The sequence below is a fragment of the Streptomyces sp. NPDC049887 genome, assembly GCF_040656535.1.
GTDB lineage: Bacteria > Actinomycetota > Actinomycetes > Streptomycetales > Streptomycetaceae > Streptomyces.
The window spans coordinates 193,384-208,398 of sequence record NZ_JBFAMM010000007.1; the positions used below are offsets into that span (position 1 = coordinate 193,384).

The 15,015-nt window shown below is 72.2% G+C and carries 13 protein-coding genes; 5 read left to right on the top strand and 8 right to left on the bottom strand.

The features are described 5' to 3' along the window. Nucleotides 1-103: 103 nt before the first annotated feature. From AB0J10_RS11595 to AB0J10_RS11610, 4 genes are all read right to left on the bottom strand, one after another. Nucleotides 104-1,993: an ATP-binding SpoIIE family protein phosphatase gene (locus AB0J10_RS11595; protein WP_363060285.1), complete on the bottom strand. Its 1,890-nt coding sequence runs from the start codon at nucleotides 1,991-1,993 to the stop codon at nucleotides 104-106. Nucleotides 1,994-2,403: 410 nt separating this feature from the next. Then, nucleotides 2,404-3,069, bottom strand: coding sequence for a DUF402 domain-containing protein (locus tag AB0J10_RS11600; protein ID WP_363060287.1), 666 nt, complete (start codon nucleotides 3,067-3,069; stop codon nucleotides 2,404-2,406). 71 nt (nucleotides 3,070-3,140) lie between these two features. Next, nucleotides 3,141-4,547, bottom strand: coding sequence for a class II fumarate hydratase (locus AB0J10_RS11605; protein ID WP_363060289.1), 1,407 nt, complete (start codon nucleotides 4,545-4,547; stop codon nucleotides 3,141-3,143). A gap of 270 nt (nucleotides 4,548-4,817) precedes the next feature. Beyond that, nucleotides 4,818-6,509, bottom strand: coding sequence for a fumarate hydratase (locus AB0J10_RS11610; RefSeq protein WP_363060291.1), 1,692 nt, complete (start codon nucleotides 6,507-6,509; stop codon nucleotides 4,818-4,820). Nucleotides 6,510-6,743: 234 nt separating this feature from the next. Here AB0J10_RS11610 and AB0J10_RS11615 point away from each other — a divergent pair, with 234 nt between their 5' ends. Together AB0J10_RS11615 and AB0J10_RS11620 are read left to right on the top strand one after the other, a co-directional pair. Further along, a complete protein-coding gene (locus AB0J10_RS11615) occupies nucleotides 6,744-7,445 on the top strand; it encodes a DUF1707 domain-containing protein (RefSeq protein ID WP_363060293.1) in 702 nt (233 codons plus the stop codon). Nucleotides 7,446-7,581: 136 nt separating this feature from the next. Continuing rightward, the gene (locus tag AB0J10_RS11620; protein WP_363060295.1) at nucleotides 7,582-7,932 is read left to right on the top strand and encodes a WhiB family transcriptional regulator; all 351 of its coding nucleotides are present in this window, start codon (nucleotides 7,582-7,584) and stop codon (nucleotides 7,930-7,932) included. A gap of 121 nt (nucleotides 7,933-8,053) precedes the next feature. Here the strand turns inward: AB0J10_RS11620 and glpX are convergent, their stop codons facing one another. Beyond that, a complete protein-coding gene (gene glpX, locus AB0J10_RS11625; protein WP_138053405.1) occupies nucleotides 8,054-9,085 on the bottom strand; it encodes a class II fructose-bisphosphatase in 1,032 nt (343 codons plus the stop codon). A 126-nt stretch (nucleotides 9,086-9,211) separates the two neighbouring features. Between glpX and AB0J10_RS11630 the strand changes: the two genes are divergently transcribed. Beyond that, entirely contained in the window at nucleotides 9,212-9,766 is a 555-nt protein-coding gene (locus AB0J10_RS11630; RefSeq protein ID WP_363060297.1) for a DUF4245 domain-containing protein, read from the top strand. 429 nt (nucleotides 9,767-10,195) lie between these two features. Here the strand turns inward: AB0J10_RS11630 and AB0J10_RS11635 are convergent, their stop codons facing one another. The 3 genes from AB0J10_RS11635 to xseA form a co-directional block, all read right to left on the bottom strand. Continuing rightward, nucleotides 10,196-10,786 (bottom strand): malonic semialdehyde reductase, encoded by a 591-nt coding sequence (locus AB0J10_RS11635; protein WP_363060299.1) that lies wholly within the window; start codon nucleotides 10,784-10,786, stop codon nucleotides 10,196-10,198. A 237-nt stretch (nucleotides 10,787-11,023) separates the two neighbouring features. Continuing rightward, a complete protein-coding gene (locus AB0J10_RS11640; protein ID WP_363060301.1) occupies nucleotides 11,024-11,305 on the bottom strand; it encodes an exodeoxyribonuclease VII small subunit in 282 nt (93 codons plus the stop codon). Nucleotides 11,306-11,408: 103 nt separating this feature from the next. Next, nucleotides 11,409-12,620: an exodeoxyribonuclease VII large subunit gene (gene xseA, locus AB0J10_RS11645; protein ID WP_363060303.1), complete on the bottom strand. Its 1,212-nt coding sequence runs from the start codon at nucleotides 12,618-12,620 to the stop codon at nucleotides 11,409-11,411. 408 nt (nucleotides 12,621-13,028) lie between these two features. Between xseA and AB0J10_RS11650 the strand changes: the two genes are divergently transcribed. Together AB0J10_RS11650 and ppgK are read left to right on the top strand one after the other, a co-directional pair. Next, entirely contained in the window at nucleotides 13,029-14,018 is a 990-nt protein-coding gene (locus AB0J10_RS11650) for a 4-hydroxy-3-methylbut-2-enyl diphosphate reductase (RefSeq protein WP_363060305.1), read from the top strand. A gap of 118 nt (nucleotides 14,019-14,136) precedes the next feature. Continuing rightward, on the top strand, nucleotides 14,137-14,880 hold the full coding sequence (ppgK, locus tag AB0J10_RS11655; protein WP_269728636.1) for a polyphosphate--glucose phosphotransferase: 744 nt from the start codon (nucleotides 14,137-14,139) through the stop codon (nucleotides 14,878-14,880). Nucleotides 14,881-15,015: the final 135 nt, after the last annotated feature.

Consider the following 15,015-nt stretch of genomic DNA (forward strand, 5'->3'; position numbering starts at 1 on the left):
TCCATCGAGGGAATGTGGTCGCATCGGCCGTGTGCCCCAGTCAACTCCTCACATGCGAAGGCGGCAACATTTGGACCAGGTCCAGTTCTCGCCCCGATCGGGGTTACGCCTGGGTGGCCAGCTCGAACCACACGACCTTGCCCGTGGACAGCCGCGTCGCCCCCCACCGTCTGGCCAGCCGGTTCACCAGGAACAGCCCGCGGCCGCCCTCGTCCGTGTCCCGGGCCCGCCGCTGGCGCGGCAGCTGCGGGGAGTCGTCGCCGACCTCGCACCGCAGCACGTCGGTGCGCAGCAGCCGCAGGGTCACCGGCCGCTCCGCATACCGCACGGCATTGGTCACCACCTCGCTGACCAGCAGTTCCACCGAGTCGGACAGCTCCTCCAGGCCCCAGCGTGCCAGCGCCCTGCGGGCCAGCCGACGGGCCCGGCCGGGGGCGGAGTCCTCGGGCTCCAGGAACCAGTAGGCGACGTCACTCGGAGCGATCCCGTCGAAGCGGGCCGCGAGCAGCGCGATGTCGTCGTCCCGGTCGCCCGGGCCGAGCATGTCCAGCACGTCGTCGCAGAGCGCCTCCAGCGGCGGCGAGTGGTCGGGGCCGGTGAGCTGCGCCGTCGCGGCCAGCCGCTCCCTCAGCTGCTCGATGCCGGTCCAGACGTCCCGCAGCCGCGACTCCACCAGCCCGTCCGTGTACAGCAGCAGCGTCGCCCCGGCGGGCGCGTCCAGCTCCACGGCCTCGAAGTCCACCCCGCCCACGCCGATGGGGGCGCCCGGCGGCACCCGCAGGACCTCCGCCCGGCCGCCGAGGTGCAGCAGTATCGGCGGCGGATGGCCGGCGTTGGCGATCGTGATCCGGTGCGAGACAGGGTCGTAGACCGCGTACAGGCAGGTCGCCATGCGGTCGGTGCCGAGCCGCTGCGCCTGCTCGTCGAGGTGGTGCAGCACCTCCTGCGGAGGCAGGTCCAGACCGGCCAGGGTCTGGGCCGTCGTCCGCAGCTGGCCCATGATCGCGGCCGAGGTCATCGAGTGGCCCATCACGTCGCCGACGACCAACGCGACCCGGCTGCCGGGCAGCGGGATGGCGTCGTACCAGTCGCCGCCGACCCGGGCCGTCTCCGCGGCCGGGAGGTAGCGCGAGGCCAGCCGTACGCCGGTCGGCTGCGGCAGCCCCTCGGGCAGCATCGTGCGCTGCAGCTCGTCCGCGATGTACGCCTCACGGCCGTACAGGACCGCCTTGTCGATGCCGAGCGCGGTGTGCGTCGCCAGCTGGGCGGCCACGAGCAGGTCGTCCGGCTCGAAGGCAGGCCGGTCCGGACGCCGCAGGAAGATCGCGGCACCGGTGACCCGGCGCCGGCCGCGCAGCGGGGCCAGGATCGCCCGCTGCCCGGCGGGCAGCGTCTTGCCGTCGCCCAGCAGCTCGGGCAGCGCGGCCCGGGCGGCGGCCGAGTCGCCGAATACCGGGCGCACACCCCGCAGCACCTCCGCGAGCGCACCGCCGGCGATCACCTCGCACAGCTCGGCGGCCGGCGCCACGTCCGCCGGGGGGCCGAGCACCGGCACCTGGGCGCCGCCGATCAGGGCGCCGTCGGTGTCCTCATCGGTTAAACGCAACCGGTCGGTCCGGCGGAGCCGCAGCACGAACGGCGCGACCGGCCGCTCGTCCCCCACGGGCAGCGGATCCCGCAGGTACACCAGGATCGCGTCGGAGAACGTGGGCACCGTGGCCCGGCACAGCCCGAGCACGATCTCGTCCAGGTCTATTCCGCGGGCGATCCGCCGGGTCGCCGCCCCGACGAAGCGCAGCCGGTCGCCCTCGCGGCGCGCCAGGCCCGCGGGATCCCGGGGCGGCTCCGGGGGCGCGGGCGGCTGCGGAGGGACCGCGGCGGGCGCGGCCGGCAGGGAGGCATGGGCGGCGGCCTCCTGCCGCGGCCGGGTGCGCTCCTGCGGCCGGGCAGCCACGGGCTGCCGGCCTTCGTGGGAGGTGGGGTGCTCCGTCACGCCTGGGATTCCGTCCGTCCGGGCCGGTGGTGCGAGGCTGGGAACCGTCCTGCCGATCCTGCCGGGCACGGCACGACCGGCACGGCGGGTCCCGGCGCCTCGGGTGCCGCTGTGCGCCTCCGGGGGCGGTGACGATGGTGGCTGAGCCGCGGTTCCCGGGGCCGTCGGGCGAACGCACCCCCGGCCCGGGACGGCAGCGCCCCTGGAAGGTCGATATAGCCCTTACCCAATCCGGGCGAGGCGTCGACAGATCGGGGGAGATCCGGGCACACATCCGGCACGGTTCGGTCCCCCTTGTGATGACTTACGGTCAGTTTTTGTGCTGCGCTCAATCGTTGATGCGATGTGGCCTTGCGGAGGACGATCCTACGTTTGAACCCCGGGGGCGCATCAAGGGTCTCACGGCGTCGTCATGCGGACGTGGGTGCGGGGGTCCGATTCCAGTCGGCCGGAAGCTCCGGTACAGGCCAGCGCGGGTCGGGCCGCCAGCCCTCCCAGCCGTCGCAGTACGGCGGCCCCCAGTCGCCGATCACCTCGACCGCCTCCAGCCCGGCCGCACGCACCCGCCGCGCCTGTTCCTCGCCCATCAGTCCGGCCGTACGCGCCTGCTCGAACTCGTCCTCGTCCAGCCACTGCCAGCTGCGGTCCGGCTGCACGGCGATGTCCAGAAAGTGATCCTCGGAGTCGACCCCGCCGGACCAACGCAGATGCGGTTCCTCCAGGTTCACGTACCAGTTCCTGAACCGCCAGCCTTCTTCCCAGAAGAGCCACACCGACCACGCGTCGCCGGGTCTGGCGAGCTTCAGCACGCCCGTCCCGGACCAGCGGGCGCGTACGGTCGTCCGGGGCACCGTGTACCGCGTGACGAGCGGTTCGTGGTGCACGGGCGTCCCGTCGGCGAGCACCGGCTTCACGCACTCGGTGCCCGGGGCCATCCACACCGCCAGCAGCTCCTCGGTGTCCCGGACCACGGTCACGGGTCTGCAGATGTGCACGTCGGAGGAGCCGTTGCCGCGATACCGCCAGAGGATCTGCTCCCCCGGCGCCCAGTGCCCAAAGCCCGCCGATCCCGTCATGCAGAGATCCTAGTGCCGCGCCCTGCGGGCGCCGACGGGCCGGCAGGGGGCCTGCGGAGGCCGGCGAGCGCCTAGGGACGCGTCATCCGCAGCACGTCCAGCGCCTCGTCCAACTGCTCGAGCGTGAGCGCGCCGCGCTCCACGTACCCGCCCTCCAGCACCACTTCACGGATCGTCCTCCGCTCGGCCAGCGACTTCTTGGCCACCTTCGCGGCCTCCTCGTACCCGATGTACTTGTTGAGCGGGGTGACCACGGAGGGGGACGACTCGGCGTACTCGCGGGCCCGCTCCTCGTCCGCCGTGATGCCGTCCACCGTGCGGTCGGCGAGCAGCAGGGACGCGTTCGCGAGGAGCCGCACCGACTCCAGCAGGTTCTTGGCCATCACCGGGAGCATCACGTTCAGCTCGAAGTTGCCCGCCGCGCCCGCCACCGCGACCGTCGTGTCGTTGCCCATGACCTGGGCGGCCACCATGAGGACGGCCTCGGGGACGACCGGGTTGACCTTGCCCGGCATGATCGAGGAACCCGGCTGGAGGTCGGGCAGCCGGATCTCGGCGAGCCCGGTGCGCGGGCCGCTCGCCATCCAGCGCAGATCGTTCGAGATCTTGGTGAGTGAGACGGCGATCGTCCGCAGCTGGCCGCTCGTCTCGACGAGCCCGTCACGGGCGCCCTGTGCCTCGAAGTGGTCGCGGGCCTCGGTCAGTGGCAGCCCGGTCGTCCGCGCCACCTCGGCGATGACCGCAGCCGCGAACCCGGGCGGTGTGTTGATGCCCGTGCCCACCGCCGTACCGCCGAGGGGGAGTTCGGCGAGCCGGGGCAGCGATGCGTTCAGCCGTTCGATCCCGTACCGGACCTGCGCCGCGTAACCGCCGAACTCCTGGCCGAGAGTGACCGGTGTCGCGTCCATCAGGTGCGTACGGCCGGACTTCACCACTCGGGCGAACTCCCCGGCCTTGCGCTCCAGCGCCCGTGCCAGGTGCTCCAGGGCGGGGACCAGGTCCCTCGTCACGGCCGCCGTCGCGGCGATGTGGATCGAGGAGGGGAAGACGTCGTTGGACGACTGCGAGGCGTTGACGTGGTCGTTGGGGTGCACGTCGAGGCCGAGGCGCTCGCTCGCCAGGGTGGCCAGGACCTCGTTCATGTTCATGTTGGACGACGTCCCCGAGCCGGTCTGGAAGACGTCGACGGGGAAGTGCTCGTCCCAGCGGCCCTCGGCGACCTCCGCGGCCGCCTCCTGGACGGCCCGGGCGATGTCCTCGTCGAGCACGCCGAGCTCCGCGTTGACCTTGGCGGCGCCTGCCTTGATCCGGGCCAGTGCCTCCACATGGGCGCGTTCCAGCCGTTGTCCGGAGAGGGGGAAGTTCTCCACCGCCCGCTGGGTCTGGGCGCGCCACTTGGCGTGTTCCGGCACCCGCACTTCCCCCATGGAGTCGTACTCGATCCGGTGACGGCCTGCGTTCTCGCTCGCGTCGGACATCCTCAAACCTCCTGGAGACGGTCAGCACGCCCATGGTTCCGTGTATTCCCGAGCGCGCCACCGGCCAGTAGAAGCCCTCGACGGCACCGGACCGGGGAGGCGGCACCGGGCCGGGGAGGCGGCACCGCGCGGTAGCCGCGCCACGCGGACCGGAGGCGGCGCGGGACGCGGAGGAGGGCCCCGCCGCCGGGGAGCGGCGCGGCCCTCTCGGGTGCTGCGGTGTGCGTCGGGGGACCCTCCGGGCCCGACGGTCGGGAACCGGACGCGGGCTCAGGCCAGGCCGGGGCCGCGGACCGGGATGGTGGTGAAGGTCGGCGCGGGCGCGGGGTCCTGGAAGAAGTCGCCGCCCTTGTCGTCGACGACGATGAAGGCGGGGAAGTCCTCGACCTCGATCTTCCAGACGGCCTCCATGCCGAGCTCCTCGTACTCGACGACCTCGACCTTCTTGATGCAGTCCTGCGCGAGGCGAGCCGCGGGGCCTCCGATCGAACCGAGGTAGAAGCCGCCGTGCTCCTTGCAGGCGTCCGTGACCTGCTTGCTGCGGTTGCCCTTGGCCAGCATGACCTTGGAGCCGCCCGCCGCCTGGAACTGCTCGACGTAGGAGTCCATGCGTCCGGCCGTCGTCGGGCCGAAGGAGCCGGACGCGTAGCCCTCCGGGGTCTTGGCGGGTCCGGCGTAGTAGACCGGGTGGTCCTTGAGGTACCGGGGCATCTCCTCGCCGGCGTCCAGCCGCTCCTTGATCTTGGCGTGCGCGATGTCGCGGGCCACGACGAGCGGGCCGGTGAGCGAAAGCCGGGTCTTGACCGGGTACTTGGTCAGCTCGGCGAGGATCTCGTCCATCGGCTGGTTGAGATCGATCCTCACGACGTCGCCGGCCTCGTCGAGGTGCTCGTCCGTCGTCTCCGGCAGGAAGCGCGCCGGGTCCGTCTCCAGCTGCTCCAGGAAGACGCCCTCGGCGGTGATCTTCGCGACGGCCTGGCGGTCGGCGGAGCAGGACACGGCGATCGCCACGGGGCAGGAAGCGCCGTGCCGCGGGAGCCTCACCACGCGCACGTCGTGGCAGAAGTACTTGCCGCCGAACTGCGCACCGATGCCGATCTTCTGGGTCAGCTCGAAGACCTTCTCCTCCAGGTCCCTGTCCCGGAAGCCGTGACCGAGGGCCGAGCCCTCCTCGGGCAGCTCGTCCAGGTAGTGCGCGGAGGCGTACTTCGCGGTCTTCAGCGCGTACTCGGCCGACGTGCCGCCGACGACGACGGCCAGGTGGTACGGGGGGCACGCGGCGGTGCCCAGCGAGCGGATCTTCTCCTCCAGGAACTTCATCATGGAGGTCTCGTTCAGGACCGCCTTGGTCTCCTGGTAGAGGAAGGACTTGTTGGCGGAGCCGCCGCCCTTGGCCATGAAGAGGAACTTGTACGCGCCGCCGTCGGTGGCGTACAGCTCGATCTGCGCGGGCAGGTTCGAGCCGGTGTTCTTCTCCTCCCACATGGTGAGCGGGGCCATCTGCGAGTAGCGCAGGTTGAGCTCGGTGTAGGCGTCGAAGATGCCCCGGCTCAGCGCCTCCTCGTCGCCGCCCTCGGTCAGGACGTTCTGCCCGCGCTTGCCCATGACGATCGCCGTGCCGGTGTCCTGGCACATGGGGAGCACGCCGGCGGCCGCGATGTTCGCGTTCTTCAGCAGGTCCAGCGCGACGAACTTGTCGTTCGACGAGGCCTCGGGATCGTCGATGATCTTGCGCAGCTGGGCGAGGTGGGCCGGCCGGAGGTAGTGCTGGATGTCGTGGACGGCCTCCTCGGCGAGCTTGCGCAGTGCCTCCGGCTCGACCTTGAGGAACGTACGCCCGTCGGCCTCGAAGGTGGAGACGCCTTCGGTGGTCACCAGGCGGTAGGGCGTGGTGTCCTCGCCCAGCGGGAGCAGATCGGTGTACTCGAACGCAGGGCGGGTCGGACGGGAGACAGGGGGCATTGCGGCCATTCCTCACTCGGCAGACGGCGGCTGGCATCCATTGGCAGCGCGCCCACAAGCGTAAGACGCCCCCTGCCGTCCGGGCTTGTGAGGTAAGGCTCAGTTGGCGTCGGGGGCGTCGGGGGCGTCGGGGCGCGACGGGGGCGTCGGGGCGGGACGGCCCGGGGCGACGGATTGCGGGGTGTCGCACGCGGCCACTAGTCGCGATCTATCGCGTTTCGCTAGGGTGTTGGTGTGGACCTCGACAAGCATGACTCAGCGGCCCCCGGCCGCGGACAGCCCCAGAAGCCGGTCGCGCCCGCCGGGCCCGCGGACCTCGCGGGGGCGATCCGCGCCTCCGACGCGGATCGCGACAGGACCGCGGACATCCTCCGGGAGGCGCTGGCCGAGGGCCGGCTCGACGCCGAGGAGCACGCCGAGCGGATCGACGCGGTCTACCGGGCCAAGACCGTCGGCGAGCTGGAGCCGATCGTCCGCGACCTGCCCGCGAGCGGGTCGCCCCGTCAGGAGCCCGCCCCGTACGCGTACGGCCCCGAGACCCCCGCCGGCCCCGCCGAGAACCTCGTCGCGGTCTTCTCCAGCTCCACCCGCAAGGGCCGCTGGCGCGTCGGCGCCCGGACCCAGGCGTTCGCGCTCTTCGGCAACATCGAGATCGATCTGACCGAGGCCATGTTCGGCCAGCGGCTCACCGTCATCAACGCGACCTCGATCTTCGGGAACGTGGAGGTGCGCGTCCCCGAGAACATCTCGCTGCGCGGCAGCGGCACCGGTGTCTTCGGCAACTTCGAGGTCGTCACCCTGGAGGCGGCCGACCCGGAGGCCCCGGTGGTGGTCGTCAACGGCTATTCCGTTTTCGGCAATGTGGAGGCCAAGCCGAAGCGCGGCAAGCGCATCGCGGACCTCCATGACCGGCTGCGCAAGCATCTGGGGCACTGACCGGCGGGTGCGCGCGAACGGCCGTCCGCAGTTCCGGCGTTCGGAACCCGGGGCCACTCAGTGCATAGGCTCGCGTACAGCGGGTAGGCCTTGCTGCATCGTCTCTCGCTCGCGAAGCCGTCGTCAGGAGTAGACCGTGCTGCAACTGCCGCATCAGTCCCTGCAGGTAGCCGTTCCGCCCCAGCGTTCTGCCGCTCGGGAAGACCAGGACGCGCCCTGGCACACGGAGGCGGTGTGCCGCCGGGACGAAGCCGGGCTGTTCTTCGCGCCCTCCAAGGAACCGACGGCCGCGCGGCTCTCGCGCGAGGACGCCGCCAAGCGGGTCTGCGCCCGCTGTCCCGTCATGGTCGAGTGCCGGGAGCACGCGCTGCTCCAGCCCGAGCCGTACGGCGTGTGGGGCGGCCTGACCGCGGCCGAGCGCAGGGTGGTACTGGCCCGTCGCCGGCGGCGCGAGACGGAGATCAAGAACGCGGCGTCGGCGGCCTGACGGAGACCGCGGCACCCGGGCACACACGGAGAGGGGTGCTCCCACCGCACATGGGGGCGCCCCTCTCGCTGTGTCGTGTCCGCTTCCGCTGTCCTGCGGGGCGCGGCCTGCCCGCTGCGTCCTACTTGGCGCGGTCGAAGTCGATGGCGCTGTAGGCGCGCAGTTTCGACAGCCGGTGGGTCGAGTCGATCTGCCGGATCGTGCCCGACTTGGAGCGCATGACCAGCGACTGCGTGGTCGCGGTCGCGGAGCGGTAGCGCACGCCGCGCAGCAACTCGCCGTCGGTGATGCCGGTCGCGACGAAGAACACGTTGTCACCGCTGACCAGGTCGTCCATGAGGAGCACGCGGTCCAGGTCGTGTCCGGCGTCGAGGGCGCGCTGCCGCTCCTCCTCGTCCTTCGGCCACAGCTTGCCCTGGATCGTGCCGCCGAGGCACTTGATCGCGCACGCGGTGATGATGCCCTCCGGCGTGCCGCCGATGCCCATGAGCATGTCGACGCCGGTGCCCTCGCGCACGGCCATGATCGCGCCGGCGACGTCGCCGTCCGAGATGAACTTGATGCGCGCGCCCGTCTCGCGGATCTCCTTGACGATGCCCTCGTGGCGGGGGCGGTCGAGGATGACGACGGTGACGTCCTCGGGGGAGGAGTTCTTGGCCTTGGCGACCCGGCGGATGTTCACCGAGACCGGGGCGTTGATGTCGACGAAGTCGGCGGCCTCGGGACCGGTGACCAGCTTGTCCATGTAGAAGACCGCGGAGGGGTCGAACATGGTGCCGCGGTCGGCGGCCGCGAGCACCGCGATCGCGTTCGGCATGCCCTTGGCGGTGAGCGTCGTGCCGTCGATCGGGTCCACGGCGATGTCGCACTCGGCGCCGGTCCCGTCGCCGATCCGCTCCCCGTTGAACAGCATCGGGGCTTCGTCCTTCTCGCCCTCGCCGATCACGACGACACCGTTCATCGACACGGTGCTGACGAGGGTGCGCATTGCTTTGACGGCCGCGCCGTCCGCGCCGTTCTTGTCGCCGCGGCCGACCCAGCGGCCGGCGGCCATGGCGGCGGCCTCGGTGACCCGGACGAGCTCCAGGGCGAGGTTGCGGTCCGGGGCCTCGGGCGAGACCTCGAGCTGGGACGGAAGATGATTCTCGGTCATCGGAGCGCACCTTTCTGTACGACGACGGCCGGATGGAGAGAGGGTGCTGCGACTCTATCGGTACGTCGACAAATTGAGCAGAGGGGTCCACGTTTGAGCAGGCAGCCCTGATGCGACCATAGTGCGGTGGCAGGCAAGCGAGGCAACCAGACAGTGCGCGGAATGATCCAGTCGATGACGGTCATCTGCGCATTCGCAGGCGTCATCTACTTCTTCATTCCGCACGACGACTCCCTGGACCCGATCCGGCCCGTCGACTACAGCGTGGAGCTCACGACGGCACGCCGGGCGGCACCCTACCCGGTTGCGGCCCCGGCCGGGCTGCCGGCGGGCTGGAAGCCCACCTCGGTGACCTTCCGGCGCGAGGACGGCCATGCCTGGCACATCGGGTTCCTGGACCCGGACGGGCAGTACGTGGCGGTCGAGCAGTCCACGGAACCGCCGAGGAAGTACGTCCCGAGGGTCACCCGGCAGGCGGCCCCGACCGAGCGCACCCAGCAGGTGGGCGGGGAGCCCTGGCAGCGCTGGGAGGGCCCCAAGTACGACGCGCTGGTCCGTACCGACCAGGGCTCCACGACCGTGGTGACGGGCACGGCCTCGTACGAGCGGCTCGCGCAGATGGCCGCGGCGCTCGACTCGCGGTCCGGCGCCTCGCCGTCGCCTGCTCCGTCCGCGTCCTGATCCGGTGATCCGGGACGCTCGGCGGCCGCCGGCCCGATCGGGGGCCCGGCGCGCCGTCGCCCGTCACGGCCGCCGAGCGGGCGTGCCCCTCGGCCCCGCGTCCGGGTCCCGCGCCACCGCCGCGCCGCCCTCACCCGTCCCCGCCCGCTAGACCGTGCTCACCGCCCCGGCCGCCCGGTAGCGCCCGCCCGAGTCCCGGCCGCCCGGCGCGGTGGCGACCGGGCCGGCCCCGGGCGGGGTGCCGTTCGTCCACGGTCCGGAGTGCCCCAGGCCGGTTCGCCCGCCGCGTACCGGCCCCTCCGGCCGCGGTTCCGGCCGCGGTCCGGTTCCTCGGGCACGACGAGGCCGCCGCACCGAAGCGGTGCGGCGGCCTGCTGCCGCGGGGCGCCCCGGCAGCGGCGGACGGGCCCGCCGGGAGCGGCGCGGCGGTCAGACGGTGGTGACGACCTCGTCGAACGCCAGTCGCGGCGAGCGCGGGAACGAGGCGCCCTCGCCGGGCTTGCCGATGTTGACGACCATCAGCGGGGTGTGGTCGTCGTCCAGGAACTCCTTCTGCACGCCGGCGAAGTCGAGGCCCGTCATGGGGCCCGCCGCCAGCCCGGCAGCGCGGACGCCGACGATGAAGTACGCGGCCTGGAGCGAGGCGTTCAGTGCGGCGGACCGCTCGCGGACCGGCCGCTCGGCGAAGAACGCGTCCTTGGCCTGCGGGAAGTGCGGGAACAGCTCCGGCAGCTCCTCGTGGAACTCGTTGTCGGCGGCGAGGATCGCGACCAGGGGAGCGGTTGCGGTCTTGGGCCGGTTGCCCTCGGCCATGTGCTGCACCAGGCGCTCACGGGCCTCGGCGGAGCGGACCAGCACGACCCGCAGCGGCGACTGGTTGAAGGCGGTGGGGCCGTACTTGACCAGGTCGTAGATCGACTGGACCTGCTCCTCGGTCACGGGCTCGTCGGTGAAGGTGTTGGCGGTGCGGGCCTCGCGGAAGAGGAGGTCCTGGGCGGCGGGGTCGAGAACGAGGGACATGCTGCTTGCCTTCCGATGAGCAAAGAGGATCGAGCTGAGCCTCACCGTACGAGCGGAATAGATGAAGATTCAACTATCCGACCTCTTGGGTGAGGTAAGTCACTCAACTTTCAATAACTCAACGTTCAACTAAATCGGGTCCGTGGTTATGCCCGCCCCTGCCCGTGAACGGCGCAGCGCCCCCGCCGTCCGCGCCAGATGCCGGTGCGGCGCCCCGGCGGTGGCCCGCGCGGAGCCTCAGCCGGACGCGTCGCTCTCGTCCCGGCCGCCACCGGCACCCGCCGCGTCCGGAGCCGCCCCGCCCCGGGGTTCGCCCCGCTCCGTCAGCGCCGCGTCCAGCCGCGCGCGGGCGCCGTCGAGCCAGCGGCGGCAGACCTTCGCCAGCTCCTCGCCGCGCTCCCACAGCGCCAGGGACTCCTCCAGCGTCGTGGCGCCAGCCTCCAGCCGGCGTACGACCTCGATCAGCTCGTCCCTCGCCTGCTCGTAGCCGAGCGCTCCCTCGTCGGTCCTGGCCGCCATGTGATCCACCCTCGATTCCGCCTGTCGTCGTCCGGCCGTGCGCACGCAGGCCGATTCCCCCGGGGCCGAAGCCGCTCCCCGTCCCGCCGTCCCGCCGTGCCGCTCAGCCGCCCGTCACCCGGACCCGGAACTCGCCCTCGGCGACCCTCGCCCGCAGCTCCTCGTCCGCCGCCACCTCGCCCGCCGCGCGCACCACCGTGCCGTCCTCGCGCTGCAGAACCGCGTACCCCCGTTCCAGCGTCGCCGCCGGCGACAGCGCGACGACGCGCGCACGGGTGTGGGACAGCTCGGAGTCCGCGCGGTCCAGCAGGTGCCCCAGAACCCGTCGGCTGCGGGCGACCAGGGCGTCCGTCTCGTGCTCCCGCTCCTCCACCATCCGGTGCGGATGCTCCATCACGCGCCGGTGCAGACAGTGCCGCAGGCCGCGCTCCTCGCGCTCCAGCAGGCCGCGGACCGTCCTCAGGGCGCGGTCCCGCAGCCCCTGCACCCGGTCCAGCTCCTCGCCGACGTCCGGGACGACCTTCTTCGCGGCGTCCGTCGGCGTCGAGGCCCGCAGATCGGCCACCAGATCGAGCAGCGGGGAGTCCGGCTCGTGCCCGATCGCGGACACCACGGGCGTGCGGCAGTCGGCGACCGCGCGCACCAGCTGCTCGTCCGAGAACGGCAACAGGTCCTCCACGCTGCCGCCGCCGCGCGCCACGACGATCACGTCCACGCCGGCGTGCTCGTCCAGCTCCTTCACCGCCTGGATCACCTGGGGCACGGCGCGCACGCCCTGCACGGCGACGTTGCGCACCTCGAACCGGACGGCGGGCCACCGCCGCCGGGCGTTCTCCAGCACGTCCCTCTCGGCCGCCGAGGCCCGGCCGCAGACCAGGCCGATCAGCTGTGGCAGGAACGGCAGCGGCTTCTTGCGCTCAGGCGCGAAGAGCCCCTCGGCGCCCAGCGACCGCTTCAGGCGCTCCAGCCGGGCCAGCAGCTCTCCGATGCCGACCGGCCTTATCTCGGCGGCCCGGAGCGAGAGCTGCCCGCGCGGGGCGTACCACTCCGGCTTCGCGTGGACGACCACCCGCGCGCCCTCGGCAACGACGTCCGCGACCGCGTCGAACACCTGTCGGTAGCAGGTGACGCTGACCGAGATGTCGTACGCGGGGTCGCGCAGCGTCAGGAAGACCACCCCGGCGCCGGGACGGCGCGACAGCTGGGTGATCTGCCCCTCGACCCAGACCGCGCCGAGCCGGTCGATCCACCCCCCGATGAGCCGCGACACCTCGCCGACGGGCATCGGGGCTTCGGCTGACGTAGTGAGACCCATGCCCGCGAGCGTAACGGCAGCCTCCGACACGCCCGGGCCGACGGCACCGCGCCCACTGCGCCGGCCGAAGGCTCCGGTTCCTTCCCGCCACGGACGGTTCCGCGGTGGCCCGGTTCCCGCCGCCTGGGATCCGTGCGGCCCGCGCCGGCGGCGGGGCGCGCCCGGCCCCGTCCGGGCCGTGACCGCCGCGTCCGTACGGTCCGGTCCCGCGCCGCGGACGGTTCCGTACGGCCCGTCCGGAGCCCCGCGTCGCGCCCCTCCCGGCGCCGGGGCCGGCTCCGGCGCCCGGCATGGGAGCCTCCGTCCTCGTACGTCCCGCCCTCCCGTGCGGATCACGGCGCCTGGTCGCGGACCAGAGCCGGTCTCAGCCCCGTGGGCGATCGTTGGGCCGTCAGGCGCGCCCTTACGATGGGGGACATGACTGCAACGAACGCCCGCCGCGTCCTCCTCGCCGCTCCCCGTGGCTACTGTGCGGGCGTGGACCGTGCCGTGATCGCCGTGGAGAAGGCCCTCGAGCAGTACGGCGCGCCGATCTACGTCCGCCACGAGATCGTCCACAACAAGTACGTCGTGCAGACCCTGGAGAAGAAGGGCGCGATCTTCGTCGAGACCACGGAGGAGGTCCCCGAGGGGTCCATCGTCATGTTCTCGGCGCACGGCGTGGCCCCGGTCGTCCACGAGGAGGCGGCCGAGCGGAAGCTGGCCACCATCGACGCGACCTGCCCCCTGGTGACGAAGGTCCACAAGGAGGCCGTGCGGTACGCGAAGGACGACTTCGACATCCTCCTCATCGGCCACGAGGGCCACGAGGAGGTCATCGGCACCACCGGCGAGGCCCCGGAGCACATCACCCTGGTCGACGGTCCCCAGGACGTGGACAAGGTCGAGGTCCGCGATCCGTCCCGGGTCGTCTGGCTGTCCCAGACCACGCTCTCCGTCGACGAGACGATGGAGACCGTCGACCGGCTGAAGACCAAGTTCCCGCTGCTGGTCTCCCCGCCGAGCGACGACATCTGCTACGCCACCCAGAACCGCCAGATCGCGGTCAAGCAGATGGGTGCCGAGGCGGACCTGGTGATCGTCGTCGGCTCGCAGAACTCCTCCAACTCCAAGCGGCTCGTCGAGGTGGCCCTGGGCGCGGGCGCCCGCGACGCCCACCTCGTGGACTACGCGCACGAGATCGACGAGACCTGGCTGGAGGGCGTCTCGACCGTGGGCGTCACCTCGGGCGCGTCGGTGCCGGAGGTCCTGGTCGAGGAGGTCCTGGAGTGGCTGTCGCAGCGCGGCTTCGAGGACGTCGAGATCGTCAAGGCGGCCGAGGAGTCGATCACGTTCTCGCTGCCGAAGGAGCTCCGCCGCGACCTCCGTGCCGAGGCGTCGTCGCTCGTCGAGGACTGACCACCCGGGCGAGGAGTGGGGCCCGCGGCGCTTCCGAGGGGGCGCGGCGCCAGGGAGGTCCGGCGAAGGTCCCGTCGTCGGGGAGTGACGGTCGGCCCTTCCTCGTAACGTTGTGTCCATGAACGTCTTCGGAGTGGACATCGGCGGATCGGGGATCAAAGGCGCCCCCGTGGACCTGGACCGCGGCGACCTCGCCGAGCCCCGCCACAAGGTACTCACCCCTCACCCGGCCGCGCCCGAACCCGTGGCCGACTGCGTGGCGGAGGTGGTGCGGCACTTCGGCTGGTCGGGCCCCGTGGGGGTCACCTTCCCCGGGGTGGTCACCGGCTCCGTCATCCGTACGGCCGCCAACGTGGACAAGAACTGGATCGACGTCGACGCCGCCGAACTGCTGCGCGAGCGGATCGGCCTGCCGGTGACCGTGCTCAACGACGCGGACGCGGCCGGAGTGGCCGAGATGACCTTCGGTGCGGGCAAGGGCCGCAAGGGCACGGTGATGCTGCTGACCCTCGGCACGGGCATCGGCAGCGCGCTCTTCCTCGACGGCAGGCTCGTGCCGAACACGGAGCTCGGCCATCTGGAGCTGAACCACCACGAGGCCGAGAAGCGGGCGTCGACCAAGGTCAAGGAGGACGAGGGGCTGAGCTGGGAGCACTGGGCCCGCAGGGTCCAGAAGTACCTGGCCCACCTGGAGATGCTGTTCTCGCCCGAGCTGTTCATCATCGGCGGCGGTGTGAGCCGCAAGGCGGACAAGTTCATTCCGCTGCTCCACCACATCCGGGCGGAGATCGTTCCCGCCCAGCTGCAGAACAACGCGGGGATCGTCGGCGCGGCGATGACGGCGGCGGCCGAGCACGGCTGACGGGCCCGGTCCGGCCGTGCCGGCGGGGCGGCGACCCGGCCGGCCGGGACGGCAGACGCGAGGAGGCGCCCGTCACCCGGGCGACGGGCACCTCGTCGTCCGGCGGCCTGAGGTGCCGGGCGGCATCAGGTGCGG